The 14,812-nt window shown below is 68.7% G+C and carries 14 protein-coding genes; 4 read left to right on the top strand and 10 right to left on the bottom strand.

Annotation, left to right across the window (positions count from 1 at the left end; translation table 11 throughout):
- Positions 1-62: 62 nt before the first annotated feature.
- Both ACWD04_RS05360 and ACWD04_RS05355 read right to left on the bottom strand, forming a co-directional pair.
- On the bottom strand, positions 63-2,357 hold the full coding sequence (locus ACWD04_RS05360) for a hypothetical protein (protein ID WP_451128318.1): 2,295 nt from the start codon (positions 2,355-2,357) through the stop codon (positions 63-65).
- Entirely contained in the window at positions 2,357-2,806 is a 450-nt protein-coding gene (locus ACWD04_RS05355) for a hypothetical protein (protein WP_451128316.1), read from the bottom strand. The genes ACWD04_RS05360 and ACWD04_RS05355 overlap by 1 nt, the downstream gene beginning before the upstream one ends.
- Before the next feature lie 667 nt (positions 2,807-3,473).
- Between ACWD04_RS05355 and ACWD04_RS05350 the strand changes: the two genes are divergently transcribed.
- Entirely contained in the window at positions 3,474-4,115 is a 642-nt protein-coding gene (locus ACWD04_RS05350; RefSeq protein ID WP_329037781.1) for an IclR family transcriptional regulator, read from the top strand.
- An 88-nt stretch (positions 4,116-4,203) separates the two neighbouring features.
- Entirely contained in the window at positions 4,204-4,992 is a 789-nt protein-coding gene (locus tag ACWD04_RS05345) for a S16 family serine protease (RefSeq protein WP_451128314.1), read from the top strand.
- A gap of 242 nt (positions 4,993-5,234) precedes the next feature.
- Here ACWD04_RS05345 and ACWD04_RS05340 read toward each other — a convergent pair whose 3' ends face one another.
- The 7 genes from ACWD04_RS05340 to ACWD04_RS05310 form a co-directional block, all read right to left on the bottom strand.
- The gene (locus ACWD04_RS05340; protein WP_451128312.1) at positions 5,235-5,417 is read right to left on the bottom strand and encodes a hypothetical protein; all 183 of its coding nucleotides are present in this window, start codon (positions 5,415-5,417) and stop codon (positions 5,235-5,237) included.
- Between the two features lie 13 nt (positions 5,418-5,430).
- A complete protein-coding gene (locus tag ACWD04_RS05335) occupies positions 5,431-6,048 on the bottom strand; it encodes an ArsR/SmtB family transcription factor (RefSeq protein ID WP_451128310.1) in 618 nt (205 codons plus the stop codon).
- 62 nt (positions 6,049-6,110) lie between these two features.
- Entirely contained in the window at positions 6,111-7,082 is a 972-nt protein-coding gene (locus ACWD04_RS05330) for a glycine betaine ABC transporter substrate-binding protein (RefSeq protein WP_451128308.1), read from the bottom strand.
- A complete protein-coding gene (locus ACWD04_RS05325; RefSeq protein WP_451128306.1) occupies positions 7,079-7,933 on the bottom strand; it encodes an ABC transporter permease in 855 nt (284 codons plus the stop codon). Before ACWD04_RS05325 ends, ACWD04_RS05330 begins: the two co-directional genes overlap by 4 nt.
- Complete coding sequence (locus ACWD04_RS05320) at positions 7,930-9,198, bottom strand: ABC transporter ATP-binding protein (protein ID WP_451128304.1); 1,269 nt, start codon at positions 9,196-9,198, stop codon at positions 7,930-7,932. The genes ACWD04_RS05325 and ACWD04_RS05320 overlap by 4 nt, the downstream gene beginning before the upstream one ends.
- Positions 9,191-9,838, bottom strand: a complete 648-nt coding sequence (locus tag ACWD04_RS05315) for an ABC transporter permease (RefSeq protein WP_362926963.1) — start codon at positions 9,836-9,838, stop codon at positions 9,191-9,193. Before ACWD04_RS05315 ends, ACWD04_RS05320 begins: the two co-directional genes overlap by 8 nt.
- Positions 9,839-9,854: 16 nt before the next feature.
- Entirely contained in the window at positions 9,855-10,328 is a 474-nt protein-coding gene (locus ACWD04_RS05310) for an Lrp/AsnC family transcriptional regulator (RefSeq protein WP_451128302.1), read from the bottom strand.
- Positions 10,329-10,450: 122 nt separating this feature from the next.
- Between ACWD04_RS05310 and hppD the strand changes: the two genes are divergently transcribed.
- Positions 10,451-11,599, top strand: a complete 1,149-nt coding sequence (gene hppD / locus ACWD04_RS05305) for a 4-hydroxyphenylpyruvate dioxygenase (RefSeq protein ID WP_451128300.1) — start codon at positions 10,451-10,453, stop codon at positions 11,597-11,599.
- A 57-nt stretch (positions 11,600-11,656) separates the two neighbouring features.
- On the opposite strand, the gene ACWD04_RS05300 is transcribed toward hppD, so the two are convergent.
- Entirely contained in the window at positions 11,657-13,333 is a 1,677-nt protein-coding gene (locus ACWD04_RS05300) for a tetratricopeptide repeat protein (RefSeq protein WP_451128298.1), read from the bottom strand.
- A gap of 97 nt (positions 13,334-13,430) precedes the next feature.
- Here ACWD04_RS05300 and ACWD04_RS05295 point away from each other — a divergent pair, with 97 nt between their 5' ends.
- On the top strand, positions 13,431-14,798 hold the full coding sequence (locus ACWD04_RS05295) for an FAD-binding oxidoreductase (RefSeq protein ID WP_451128296.1): 1,368 nt from the start codon (positions 13,431-13,433) through the stop codon (positions 14,796-14,798).
- Positions 14,799-14,812: the final 14 nt, after the last annotated feature.

Genomic DNA, 14,812 nt, shown 5'->3' with positions numbered 1-14,812 from the left:
GCGCACCGTCGCCCACACATGCACTTCGTTCCTGATACGGGTGACTGCTCGTCGCATATCTATCAGTCCTCGTGCGGGGCACGCCCGCGGTAGTCGTTCTGCCCCGAGCCCAGGTCGTAACTGTTCTTGATGGCCTCTGTCCAGTTGCCCTGATCACCGGTGTCACCGAACTCGGGATTCTCGTTGGCATAGGTCCCGTAGGCACGACCGAGCTGGTCGAATCCCGCACTGTAGAATTTCTCGCTGGTCAGCTGAGCTTGCTCCGTGGGGTCTTCCTCCGCGTCGGCGATGCCCTTGTCGACCTGGTGGCCGATAAATGTGTTGAGGGCCTCGCCCGCCGTTTCCACAACCATCGGTGCGACGACCACGGCTGCCGCGGTGCTGCCGGGGATGGGGATGGCCGCTATGCCGCCTCCCACGATCACCTCTGCACCCAGATTGATCCAGTCGCCGGAACGGGCCAGTGACTCGTTGGCCTCTTCGGAGTTCTTCTCGAAGTCGGTCTCGGCCTGCTGCACGCGGGAGTGGTCCAGAACGCCTCGCGCCTCGGCGCCTGTTGTCAACGCGTCGCGAGCGTTGTCGATGTTCCTCTCGCTGGTGGCCGGGAACGCGTCCAACGCGCTGAGGGTGTAGAGGTGCTGCGCGGCGGAGACCACCCCGTGGGAGGTCTCGTTCTGTCCGAGCACGCTCAGGAAGTTGATGGCGCCCGTGTTGCCGAAGTTCGCCCGCCCGTCGTATTTGGCGGGGAAGGCACCGTCGTCCTTCGCGTGGTCTCCGATACCCGACAGGCTGTAGTCGATGTCGTCGATGTACGCCGCGCCCATCTTGCCCAGGCTGTCGGCCAGCTCCGACTGCTGGTGCAGCATCTCGGGGCCCTTCTCGCTCCCGTACAGGTGGACCACCTGCTCCATGACGCCCGCCGTCGCCGCCGTGCGGTGGTCCCCGCTGCCGGGGTGCAGGGGGTCCTTACCGGTCATCGGGTCGGAGTCGTATGCGTAGCCGGTGGTGGCGGACTCCAGTGCGTGGCCCAGCGAGTCCTTGCCGGCGTTGACCTTGCTGTCGCCCTCGCCGGTGGGGTCAGCGAGCCAGATGCGGTCCTGGGTCAGGTACTTCAGGTGCTCGTTGACCTCGCCGGCCTTGTCGACCGTTGCCCCCGCGCCCTCGGGCTGCGCGAAGAACTGGGTGGACGCGTCGGGGTTGTGGCCCAAGGCCTCCATGAAGCCCGTCATCGGGTCGCGGCCCCGGTCGTGCTTGCCGTAGAAGTTGAGGTCGCCACTATTCCAGTTGTTGACCCAAGGGCTCATGTCCTCGACGTTGTGTTTCTTGTCGTAGGCGATGAGCTTGTCGCCGTAGGCGTTGAGGAACTGGTCGTCGTAGTCGCCGAAGCGCATGAGGTTGCTCATGACGCCGAAGCCCGTGGGGTCGGCGGCGTCGTCGATGCCGAGCCGGTCCGGGCCCAGCTTCACCATCTTCGCTTCCCAGCCCTGCATCCTGTCGCTGTCGGACAACGTGGCCGTACCCAGCGTGATGCCGAGATTCTTCTGGAGTTGCTTCGCCTGCTCGAGGAACTTCGGGTCCCTGCCCATGCCCTGGTACGGGTCGGCGACTCCGGCGTAGAACTCCAGGAGCTTCTTCGGTTCCACCTGGGTGGCGAACCGCTCGGCGAAGAGCGGGTCGTTCTTGTAGGTGGCCATCGTGGTGTTGAGGGTGTTGAGCTCGGTCAGCGTGACGTCGTGCGGGTCCTTCTTGAGGATCTTGGCGAGCTTCTCCGCCTCCGCCACGGCCTTGGCCGCCGAGTCCCGGTCCGCGTAACTGGCGTCGGAGAAGCCGTGCTCGGCCTGGTCGACCAGGAGCGTGAGCACCTTGGCCGCCGAGGTGTCGCTGTCGGTGGCGTTCTTCAGGATGTTCTGGATCTCGTCCCGGAACGTATCGACGTCCTGCTGGGTGTGCTCAGGTACCGAGGTGCCCTTCGCCGCCCGGTCGGGGTGGATGTTCATGGTGACGGTGAATGAGCCCTCGCCCGTGTCACGCACGGTGAGGTTCTTCTTCACTCCACGGTCGATGGCCGCAATCAGCTGCTTGCGATAGCCGACCAGTTCACCGCGGGTGTCGGTGACGATCTTCTTGATCGTCTCGGCCTGGGTGTGGGCATCGGCGAACTCGCCGACCGTCTTGTCCACGAAAGTGCGGGTGACGGTGGCGTTGTCACCGGCCCAGTCCGCTTTGTCGGACTTGGCTTTGAGGTTGTCCTTGGCGTCGTCCTGGAGGGTCTTGAGTTTGGTGACCATCTGTTCCCAGTCGGTGATCGCCGCGTCCAGGTCGGAGAAGTTCGCGAAGCGCAGGGAGTCGAGATCCATCAGCTGCCGGCCCTTTCGTCGAAGCCCTTGTCCAGGGTGTCGATGTTGCTGACCACCGTCGCGATGTACACCTCGTCGCCGGCGTGGGCGCCCTTGGTGTAGTCGAGGTGGTTCGAGATGTGGGCGCAGGCGTCCAGCACGGAGCGGACCTGGTCGATCCAGCGCGAGGCCACGTGATCCAGGGCCCCGCCAAGGGCGAAGGTCTCCGTCTTCAGGGTTCCGGCCGCCTTCTGGGTGGAGGCGCGGGCGTGGTCACCGGCCTTTTCGAGGTCGCCGTACAGCCTGTACGCGGCATTGCCGATCGCGGCCAGGTCCTGTTGGTTGACCTTCAGGTCGCCCTGGGGTGGCGGTCCTCCACCCGCTTCGGGCGGCAGTTGGTTCAACTGCATCCGTGCCGAGTGCTTCTCGGCAGTCTCGGATTTCAGTTGCTCCCATTCGTCCCACGCCATTGGTGGTTACCCTCCCCGTAGCACCGATAATTCCCGTATGCCCCCTTGTGGTGGGTATACGGCGAAACAATCTACCAATTGGATCCGGCGGTTACCTCAAGAGTTGACCATGAATCGAAATGATCAATTGCGAGTGATGTGTGGAGAATTCGTGACGCCGCGCACGGAGGGGTTTGGCGCGGAAGATGGCGGGCTCTCCCGTCACGGTGCGCGAGGCCCCGGCTCGGCGCGAGGTGCCGCCGGGGGTGGGTGTTCGGGGCGCGTACCGGTCGCGAAGGGGGCGTGCGAGGGTGCGACGGGCGCCGGGGGTGGGTGATTTTTTTGTCCACTTATTTACGGTGCGTTAACAATCGTTTACGGGTGGTGTACGGAGCGTTGTTGCCGCGTCACCCGACTAGAACGCGCGTAGATGTTCGCGTTCCGGACGGTCCGCCGCTGACCGGCGGTTATGTCATGCCGTCCCGGAGGGAGACCGGATTCTGGACGAGGTCTTCCGCTGAGCGGACTAGCTCGCTAATGTCCCCGAAATATGAACGCCCCGTGGCAATGTGGCCGCGGAGCGCAGCCGGTGCCATGGCCAGTCGGCGGCCTCTCTGTGCGACGCCGTGGGACCGGCGTCGGCACCCGGAGAGACAACCGCCCCGCTCACCACGAGGGAGAGGGCGTCGTGACCGCGGAGACTTCTCAGACGCTCGACCGGGGACTGCGTGTCCTCAAACTGCTCGCCGATACCGACCACGGCCTGACCGTCACCGAGTTGTCGAACAAACTCGGCGTCAACCGCACCGTGGTCTACCGACTGCTCGCCACCCTGGAACAGCACGCGCTCGTCCGGCGTGACCTGGGCGGCCGGGCCCGAGTGGGTCTGGGCGTGCTGCGCCTTGGCCGGCAGGTGCACCCCCTCGTCAGGGAAGCGGCACTGCCCGCGCTGCGTTCCCTGGCCGAGGACATAGGGGCCACCGCCCACCTCACGCTCGTCGACGGAGCGGACGCGCTCGCGGTCGCCGTCGTCGAGCCGACCTGGACCGACTACCACGTGGCCTACCGGGCCGGCTTCCGTCACTCCCTGGACAGGGGTGCCGCGGGCCGGGCCATCCTCACCGCCCGGCAGAAGACAGCCGACCACCCGGGTTACACCCTGACCCAGGGCGAGCTCGAAGCCGGTGCCTGCGGGGCAGCGGCACCGCTGGTCGGGGTCTCGGGCGTGGAGGGGAGCGTGGGCGTGGTGATGCTCGCCGACGCCGTACCGGAACGGGTCGGCCCGAGGGTCCTCGACGCGGCCCGTGAGGTCGCCGACGCGCTGCGCTGAGGCCCGACCGCACCCGTGGCTCAGGCCCGCCGCCCCGGTGACGCCGGGGCGGTCGGAGCAGGTGGCGCGCGGCGGATAGATTGGGCGGGTGGCCATTCGTCTCTCCCGCCCCCGCCTTCTCGCCCTCTGCGCGCTGCCCGTCCTCGCCCTGTTCGGCACGGCCGCCTTCGCGCCGCTGCCGTTCACCGTGGCGCAGCCCGGCAGTACCGCCGATGTCCTGGGGGACGACAAGGGGAAGCCGGTCATCACGATCAAGGGCGCGCCGACCCGTACCACCGACGGCGAGCTGCGGATGACCACGATCCTCGCGACGGCCCCGACCGCCGACATCGGGGTCGGGGCCGTGGTGGACAGCTGGTTCAGGACGGACCGGGCGGTCATGCCGCGCGATTCCGTGTACCCGACCGGCGACTCCGAGAAGGAGATCGAGCAGCACAACCTCCAGGACATGAAGGAGTCGCAGAACGTCGCCGTCGACGCGGCTCTGAGCTACCTGGACAGAAAGCCCGGTTCGGTGGACATCACCCTGAATCTCGCCGATGTCGGCGGGCCCAGCGCAGGCCTGTTCTTCTCGCTCGGCATCATCGACAAGCTGGTCGGCAACGGTTCCGGCGGCGATCTGACCGGCGGCCGCACCGTTGCCGGTACGGGAACGATCGAGGCCGACGGCGCGGTCGGCGCGGTCGGCGGGGTTTCCCTCAAGACGCGGGCCGCCCGGCGCGACGGCGCGACCGTCTTCCTGGTGCCGAAGGCCGAATGCAAGCAGGCGAAGGCCGAGCAGCCCGACGGCCTGCGGCTGATCCCCGTCACGACACTGCAGAGCGCGGTGTCCTCGCTGCGGGCTCTTGACCAGGGGGGCAAGGTTCCGAGCTGCTGACCTGCGGCTCCGGGCCCTCCGTGCTGCGCCACGCGGGGAAGACCAGCGGGCTCAGCGTCGCCAGGAAGTACACCCCGCCCAGCGCCGGCAGCGCACCTGTCGCACTCGTCCCCTCGACCCCTCGACCCCTCGACCCCTCGACCCGTGGCCCCGCTGCCGGTCTCCTGACCGGCATGCCGGGTTGGGCGCCAGGACGGCGGCCAGTGGTGTGCGGTGCCGGGCCGGTCTCCCCCCGTCCACCGTCAGGCCGTCCGCGCGCCGCGGGCCGGGGCCGGCCCGGCCTGCGCCAGGCGCAGGCCCAGCGCGACCATCGTCCAGCCCATCCGGTGACGCAGTCCGGGGCGTACGGGGGCGAACTCCGCTGCCTCGCGGCAGAGTTCGGCGGAGCGGTAGGTGTGGAGCAGGTGATGGATGTCGCTGTGCATGACGGTGATCCCCTCAGTCGGTGGGGCGCGGGAACACGTGCACGTGGGTGCGCACGACGGCCGATCCCTCGGTGCCCTCGGGGACTCGGCCCCGGTAGCTGTTCACCAGCTCCTGCATCTTCTCCGCGAGCTCCAGGGAGAGTTCAGGGGTGAGGCGCAGCTTGAAGTCGCTGAGTTCGAAGGCCTGACGCCACTCCTCAGGCCATTCGTGCAGCGTCCCGAGCCAGGTGTTCAGCTCCTGGGCATGGGTGGTCGCCACCTCGTGGAGCACGACGCCGATGGCTCCGCGTACCTCGGGGTCCGGGTGCTGCAGGAAGTTCTCGGTGTGTCCGAAGACCGTGCCCGTGTGGACGGCCTTCCACCACCGCTCGCGTCCCTTGCCGCGCTCCGGGTCGTCCTCGACGAAGCCGTACGCCGCGAGTTGGCGCAAGTGGTAGCTCGTGGCGCCGCTGGACTCGCCGAGCCGGTCGGCGAGTCCAGAGGCGGTGGCGGGGCCGAACTCCCTCAGGGCGTTCAGCAGCCGGATGCGCAGAGGGTGAGCGAGCCCGCGCAGGGTGCGGGTGTCGACGTGGTGGATCTTGGGGTCGTCGGCGTAGGGCGCGGGCCGGCCTTCGGGCTCGTTCGGTGACATGCGACGACCATAGAGTTGCAAAGATTGCTTTGCAACGAGTTCTTTGGAACTCCGGGTTCCGCTCAGCCCTCCTGGATGAACCCCTCCTCCACCAGCCAGTCCTTCGCCACCTCGTGGGGGTCCTGCCCGTCCACGTCCACCTTGGAATTCAGCTCCTGCGCGAGCTGCGTCGTCAGCTTCTTCGTGACCGGCGCCAGCAGCTCGGCGATCTCCGGGTACTTGTCGAGGGTCGCCGTGTGGATGGCCGGTGCGGCGTTGTAGTTGGGGAAGAACTGCTTGTCGTCCTCCATGACGTCCAGGTTCATCGCCTTGATCCGGCCGTCGGTGGTGTACACCTCGCCGAGCAGGCACGAGTCGGACTTCGACACCTGCGTGTAGATGATCCCCGCGTCCATCTTCTGGATGTTCGAGGCCGGCAGCTTCATCCCGTACTTCTTCTGCATGCCCGGCAGGCCGTCGTCGCGCGACGCGAACTCGTTCTCCACGCAGACCGTCACGGCCTTCGGGTCCTTCTTCGCGAGCGCGGCCACGTCCGAGAGCGTCTTCAGCTTGTACTTGGCGTTGTTCTTCTTGCTGATGGCCAGAGCGTAGGTGTTGTCGAGAGTGGACGGCGGGAGCCAGGTCACCCCGTTGCCCTTGTCCTCGTCGCGCACCACCTCGTACTGCCTCTGCGGGTCGACGACCGGCTCGGCGTGGCCCAGATAGGTGATCCATGCCGTGCCCGTGTAGTCGTACAGGGCGTCGGCCTCGCCCTTGACCACCGCCTCGCGCGCGCTGATCGACCCCGGCAGGTTCGTCCGGTCCAGGACTTCGGCGCCCGCCGCCTTGAAGAGCAGGCCCATGATGTGCCCGAGGACGATGTTCTCGCTGAAGTTCTTCGAGGTCACCGTCAGTGACGCGCCCCTGAGCGGCTGCCCCTGCCCGACCGATCCCGGTTCCACCTCGTCCACCAGCGGCGATCCGCTCTTCAGCCCGCACCCCGTGAGCAGGAGGGCGAGCGCGGCCGCCGATGCCAGGCCCGTACGTACCCTCACACTTCCTCCAGTCCGCGCGGCGTCAGCCACAGTTCGACCAGCGAGGCCAGCCAGTCCACCAGCAGGGCCAGCACCACCGTCAGCACGGATCCGAGCACCAGCACGGGCATGCGCTGCGTCTGGATCCCCGAGGTGATCAGGTCGCCCAGCCCGCCGCCGCCGCCGAAGGTGGCGAGGGTCGCCGTGCCCACGTTGAGCACCAGCGCCGTGCGGACGCCCGCGAGGATGAGCGGGACGGCGAGCGGCAGTTCGACCTTGGTGAGCGTGCCCATCGCGGACATCCCGATGCCCCGGGAGGCCTCCACGAGGGTCGGTTCGATCGAGTGCAGCCCCGCCACCGTGTTGGAGAGCACCGGCAGGACCGCGTAGATCACCATGCCGGTGATCGCCGTGGAGGGGCCGATGCCCAGCCAGATCACCAGCAGGGCCAGCAGCCCGATCGCGGGGGTCGCCTGGCCGATGTTGGCGAGGGCCGTGACCCAGGGGGCGGCCTTCTTGAGACGCCGCCGGGTCAGCGCGATGCCGAGCGGGATGGCGATGATCAGCACCCAGAAGGTGGAGATCGCGGTCAGCCTGACGTGCTGCCACCAACGCACTTCGACGTTGTCGCCGGCCAGCGAGTTCTGCGCGATCGAGTCGAGGTCGACGTTGGAGATCCACAGATACGTCGCCACGAGGACGACCGCGCAGACCGCCGGTACCAGCGCCAGCTTCTTCCAGGTGATCCGGCGCTGCGGACCGGGCGGCGGCGGAGAGGGCTCGGTCTCCTCGTCACGGAAGGCGTGGCCTCCCACGTCGTGCTCTCCGGGTGGCCTCGCGCCCTTGGGAGGCGCGTGATGACTGGGGGTCATAGCCCGCTGCCACCACCCTCCAGCTCCTGCTCCGTCCGGTGGGCACGCAGCTCCTCCAGATCGTGCTCGTGCTCCATCGCGGTGAGCCGGTCGGCCTCCAGGAGTTCCTGTACGGAATTCATCAGGGTGTGCATGTCGACGACGCCGATGAATTCACCGCGGCGCCCGGTCACGGCGACCCGCCCGCCGCTGTCGGTCAGTACCGCCTCCAGGGCGTCGTGCAGCGTCGCGTCCCGGGTCACCGTGTCGTGCACCAGCTGTCCGGCCCTGGCGAGCGAACCCTTGGCCCGCATCAGGTCGCCGCGCCGCAGCCATTTGTAAGGACGGTTGCGGCGGTCCAGCATCAGCAGCTCGTTGTGCTGTCCGTCGCGCAGCTTGTTGAAGATGGACTGGAGCGGGTCCTCGACGGTCACCGTGGGGAAGTCGGCGATCCCCACGTCCCGTACGCGGGTGAGGTTGAGCCGCTTCAGGGCCGCGCCCGCCCCCACGAAACCGGAGACGAAGTCGTCCGTCGGATTGGTGAGGATGGCCTCCGGGGTGTCGAACTGTGCGATGTGCGACCGCTCCCGCAGCACCGCGATCCGGTCGCCCAGCTTGATCGCCTCGTCGAAGTCATGAGTGACGAAGACGATCGTCTTGTGCAGCTCGTGCTGGAGCCGGATCAGCTCGTCCTGGAGGTGATCGCGGGTGATCGGATCGACCGCCCCGAACGGCTCGTCCATCAGCAGGACCGGCGGGTCCGCGGCCAGTGCCCGCGCCACTCCCACACGCTGCTGCTGGCCGCCGGAGAGCTGGCGCGGGTATCGCCCGTGGAACTCCCGGGGGTCGAGACCGACCAGATCGAGCATCTCCTCGACCCGGTCCTTCACCCCGGACTTCGACCAGCCGGTCATCTTCGGCACGAGGGCGATGTTCTCCGCGACCGTCATGTGCGGGAAGAGACCGGAGGACTGGATGGCGTAGCCGATCTTGCGGCGCAGCTTCACCGGGTCCATGTCGGTGACGTCCTCGTCGTTGATCCTGATCCGCCCGGACGTCGGCTCGATCAGACGGTTGATCATCTTCAGCGTGGTGGACTTTCCGCAGCCGGACGGGCCCACGAGAATCACGGTCTCCCCGGCCTTGATGTCCATGGACACCTCGTCCACGGCCGGAGCGGGACTGCCGGGGTAGGACTTGCTGAGGTTCTCCAGCTGGATGGTGGCGCCCGAGGTGGCGGGGCGGGGCGGGGCCGCCTCCGGCGACCCGGTGGCGGTCTCAGGCACGGATCCCCCTAGGGATGGTGAGCCGCCCGAGCAGTACGTACGCGGCGTCGAAGAGCAGGGCGAGGATGACGATGCCGATCGTGCCGGCGAGGACCTGATTGATGGCGTTGGCACTTCCGAGTGAGGCGAGCCCGCGGAAGATCTCGTTGCCGAGACCGGGGCCCGATGCGTACGCGGCGATGGCGGCGATGCCCATGAGCATCTGTGTGGCGACCCGGATGCCGGTGAGGATGGGCGGCCACGCGAGGGGCAGCTCCACCTTGAGCAGCCGTCTGGTCCGGGACATCCCGATGCCCTTCGCCGCGTCGACGAGGGAGGGGTCGACCCCGCGCAGCCCGACGATGCAGTTACGGACGATGGGCAGCAGCCCGTACAGGGTCAGGATGATCACCGTGGGCGGGACCCCGAGGCCGACCAGCGGGATCAGCAGGCCGATCGCCGCGAGCGAGGGAATGGTGAGGATCGCCGAGGTGGACGTGATCGCCAGTGCGCCGCCCCAGCCGCTGCGGTAGCTCACCACACCGATCAGGACGCCGAGGACGGTGGCGATGACCATGCACTGGAAGACGGCGCTGACGTGCTGGAACGCGTCGGTGAGCAGCTGTTGATGCCTGGTGCTCAAATACTCCCAGAAGTTCACATGTTGCTCCCTAGGCTCAGTCGGTGTCCTCTGCAGCCTGCTCAACCAGCGGGATAATACGCAGGGGCACCGGGTTTTCCATGACGATCGCCGTGGAGGCCCGGACGATGCCATCAAAGCCGACGACCAGGTCGATCACCCGCTGGAGATCGGCGTTCGAGCGGGCCACGAGCCGGCAGAGCATGTCCCCGTGGCCGGTCGTGGTGTGCAGTTCCAGCACCTCGGGCACGCCACGCAAATGGGCCCTCACGGCGCTGCCTTGGCCCTGTTTGATCTCCAGCGTGGCGAAAGCGGTGACGGGGTAGCCGAGAGCCGCCGGGTCCACGTCGGGGCCGAAGCCGCGAATGACGCCATTGGACTGAAGCCGGTCCAGCCGCGCCTGCACCGTCCCGCGCGCCACCCCGAGCCGCCGTGACGCCTCGAGTACGCCGATGCGGGGTTCACGGGCGAGCAGCACGATGAGCCGGCCGTCCAGTCGATCGATCGCCATGATCCGCCTCCCGATGGTCAGCCTGTACAGACAGCCCGCCCATCTTGGCGGCAGGTCGCACAGATTGACCAGTGGATCGGCGAACGGTTGCGCACCTTGCGAAGCGGCGGGAACCTTCGGACATGACTGAGACTGTGCACACCACCACGCCCGACACCGCCCGGCAGGCCGATCCCTTCCCGGTCAAGGGAATGGACGCGGTGGTCTTCGCGGTGGGCAACGCCAAACAGGCGGCGCACTACTACTCGACCGCCTTCGGCATGAAGCTCGTCGCCTACTCAGGACCGGAGAACGGCAGCCGCGAGACAGCGAGTTACGTCCTGACCAACGGCTCCGCCCGCTTCGTCCTCACCTCCGTCATCAAGGCGTCCACCGAATGGGGCACGTTCCTCGCCGACCACGTGCACGCGCACGGCGACGGCGTGGTCGACCTCGCGATCGAGGTCCCCGACGCCCGCGCGGCCTACGCGTACGCCGTCGAACACGGCGCGCGGGGCGTCACCGAGCCGCACGAGGTCAAGGACGAGCACGGCACGGTCGTCCTGGCCGCCATCGCGACGTACGGGAAGACCCGCCACACGCTGGTCGAGCGCGGCGGCTACGACGGGCCCTACCTCCCCGGCTACACGGCCGCGGAGCCGATCGTCGAGCCGGCTGCCAAGAGGACCTTCCAGGCCATCGACCACTGCGTCGGCAATGTCGAGCTGGGCCGGATGAACGAGTGGGTGACCTTCTACAACACGGTCATGGGCTTCACCAACATGAAGGAGTTCGTCGGCGACGACATCGCCACCGAGTACTCCGCCCTGATGTCGAAGGTCGTCGCCGACGGCACGCTGAAGGTGAAGTTCCCCATCAACGAGCCGGCGATCGCGAAGAAGAAGTCGCAGATCGACGAGTACCTGGAGTTCTACGGCGGCGCGGGCGTCCAGCACATCGCGCTCGCCACGAACGACATCGTCGCGTCCGTGAAGGCGATGCGGGCGGCCGGCGTCCAGTTCCTGGACACCCCCGACTCGTACTACGACACCCTGGGGGAGTGGGCGGGCGAGACCCGCGTGCCCGTCGAGACGCTGCGCGAGCTGAAGATCCTCGTCGACCGCGACGAGGACGGCTACCTGCTGCAGATCTTCACCAAGCCGGTCCAGGACCGCCCGACGGTCTTCTTCGAGATGATCGAGCGGCACGGCTCGATGGGCTTCGGCAAGGGCAACTTCAAGGCCCTGTTCGAAGCGATCGAGCGCGAGCAGGAGAAGCGCGGCAACCTGTAGTCACAACGCGGAGGGGGCCTTCCCCCGGCTGGGAGAAGGCCCCCCTCCCGCAAGCGGTCACGAGGCCGCCGTGGCGCCGGGCTTCGCCTGCGACGACGGGGCTGCCGACCCCGTGGCCTCCTCTGTGGCCTCCTCTGTGGCCTCCGGTGAGGTTTCCGGGGAGGTTTCCGGTGAGGCCTCCGGAGAGGCCTCCGGTGAGGCGTCCGGGGAAGGCTCCGGCCCGGCGGAGGGCTCCGGGGCCGGCGGCTGCATGTCCGCGGGCCCGCCCGTCGGCAGATCACCCAGGGTGTCCAGGGCTTCCTGCGCCAGCGGCGCGGCCAGCGGTGAGAAGCCCGGGTTCGTGCGGAGGGCCTCCTCCAGATGTCTGCGGGCCGGGCCGTCCTGGCCGAGCGACCTCTCGATCACGCCCAGGTGGTAGGCGTACAGGGCGTCCCGTACGCCGCTGTCCACCGCCCGCTCCGCGTACTGCACAGCCTCCTCGCTCCGGCCCGCCCGGTGCAGCGACCAGGCCAGTGTGTCGGCCACCGCCGCACTGCGGCGCTGCGCCGTCCACTCGGCGCGCATCAGCTCCACCGCCGCTTCCGGGTCGCCGTGGTCGGCCTCGAAGCGAGCCTCGGTCAGCGACTCGTCGACCCCGGCCGATCTCGCCTGCGTGAGGAGGTCGCGGAGCTTCGCGTACTGGGTGCGGGCGTCACCGTCCAGGTCCAGTGACTCGAACAGCTCGCCCAGTTCGAGCACGTACCCGGGGCGGGGCAGCTTCGTCGTCACCGTCCGGTAGTCCGCCAGTGCCTCGTCCGTGCGGTCCAGGGCCACCAGCGCGCGGGCCCGCCCCGCGAGGGAGGCGAGGTGATCGCGGTCGGTGCGCAGGGCGGCGTCGTACCGCGCGAGGGCCTCCGCCGGCTCCCCGCGCTCCGCGGCGAGGTCCCCGAGGCGGTGCAGGGCCGCCGCCTTCGCGGCCGGAGCGGTGGCGCGGTCCGCCGCCTCCTGGGCGGTGGCCAGGGCGTCCTCGCGCCAGCCCTGGTTGCGGTACATCTCGGAGGCCCTGGCGAGGGCGGGGGCACCCTTGCGCAAAGTGCCGAACTTCTCCGTCGCCTTGTTCGCCGCCGCGTACTCGCCGAGGCCGTTGTACGCATCGATCAGCACCGGGTACACCGTCCAGTTCTTCGGCTCACGCGCGCGGACCGTCTCACCCCACTTCTTCGCGGCGAGGAAATCGTTCCGGGCGTTGGCGAGCGCCCCGAGACCCACCCAGGCCTCCGCGTTTCCGCGCTCACCCGGCTGGGCGTCCAGCGAACGCTGGAGGGCCTGCTCGGCCCGGGTGTAGTACGCCGCGTCCGCCGACCGCCGCCCCCACTCCACGTACGCCGTACCGAGCACCGCCCAGGACGGCGCGTCCGAAGGATGGGTCTCCACCCACTTCTGCCGGTCGCCGATCAGGGCCGTCAGGTCGGACAGGGAGGCGGGGGAACCGGCAGCCGCCGCGGCCTCGGCCCGCGCCACGGGTCCCGCCACGGGTCCCGCCACGGGTCCCGGCGCGGGACGCGCGGCCTCCTCGGCGCCGTCCGGTACGGCGATCACCGCACCGGTCACGAGCACGGCGCCGACGATCGCGCCGAAGGCCGCCCTCCGCAACGTGGTGCGCATCGGCGTCGGGAGCGGTGGAACGGACGTCGCACCCTGGGGCGGCAGGGTGGAGGGGGGCGGCTCCGGGTTCTGCTGCGGCTTGGCATCCATGGCCATCACTCTGCGGCAGTACGAAGATCGCATCGCGCTGGACGAACGCTGGCGCAGACGGGTTCACACCATTGGCCCTGAGTGCCACGCTTGGATGATGGACGATCTTCTCGAACGACTGCGTGCGGGACTTCCGGCCGAAGCGCTCATCACGGATCCCGACGTCACTGCCTCGTACGCCCATGACATGGCGAGCTTCTGCGACGCGGGTACCCCCGCCGTGGTGGTGCTGCCGCGCACGGTCGAGGAAGTCCAGCACGTCATGCGGACCGCCACCGCCCTGCGGGTGCCCGTCGTCCCCCAGGGTGCGCGGACGGGCCTCTCGGGAGCGGCCAACGCCTCCGAGGACTGCATCGTGCTCTCCCTGGTGCGGATGGACCGGATCCTGGAGATCAGTCCGGTCGACCGGATCGCGGTCGTCGAGCCGGGCGTCATCAACGCCACGCTGTCCCGCGCCGTCAACGAGCACGGGCTGTACTACCCGCCGGACCCGTCCAGCTGGGAGATGTGCACGATCGGCGGCAACATCGGCACCGCGTCCGGCGGGCTGTGCTGCGTGAAGTACGGCGTCACCGCCGAATACGTCCTGGGCCTGGAGGTCGTCCTGGCCGACGGGCGGCTGCTGAACACCGGGCGGCGCACCGCGAAGGGCGTCGCCGGATACGACCTCACCCGGCTCTTCGTCGGTTCGGAGGGCAGCCTCGGCATCGTGGTCAAGGCCGTCCTCGCGCTGCGGCCCCAGCCGCCGCAGCAGCTCGTGCTCGCCGCCGAATTCCCCTCCGCGGCCGCCGCGTGCGACGCGGTGTGCCGGATCATGGAGCGCGGACACACTCCGTCACTCCTCGAACTGATGGACCGTACAACGGTGCGTGCCGTCAACGCGATGGCGTCCATGGGCCTCCCCGAAAGCACCGAGGCGCTGCTGCTCTGCGCCTTCGACACGCCCGACCCGGCGGCCGACCTCGCCGCCGTCGGGGAACTGTGCACCGCGGCAGGCGCCACCGAGGTCGTGCCCGCCGACGACGCGGCCGAGTCCGAACTCCTGCTGCAGGCCCGCCGGCTCTCCCTCCCCGCCCTCGAGACCGTCAAGTCCGCCACGATGATCGACGACGTGTGCGTGCCGCGCTCCCGGCTGGGCGCGATGATCGAAGGGACCGCCGCGATCGCCGAGAAGTTCGGGCTCACCATCGGTGTCTGCGCCCACGCGGGCGACGGCAACACCCACCCCGTCGTCTGCTTCGACCACACGGACGCCGACGAGTCCCGCAGGGCCCGTGAGTCCTTCGACGAGATCATGGCACTGGGCCTCGAACTGGATGGAACCATCACCGGCGAACACGGCGTCGGCGTACTGAAGAAGGAATGGCTCGCCCGCGAACTGGGCGAAGTGGGCGTCGAGTTGCAGCGCGGCATCAAGGCCGCCTTCGACCCGCTCGGGCTGCTCAACCCCGGCAAGCTCTTCTGACGGCCGCGCCCACC

The sequence above is a fragment of the Streptomyces sp. NPDC002911 genome (assembly GCF_053591835.1).
This window is presented reverse-complemented; position numbering and strand designations above follow the sequence as displayed.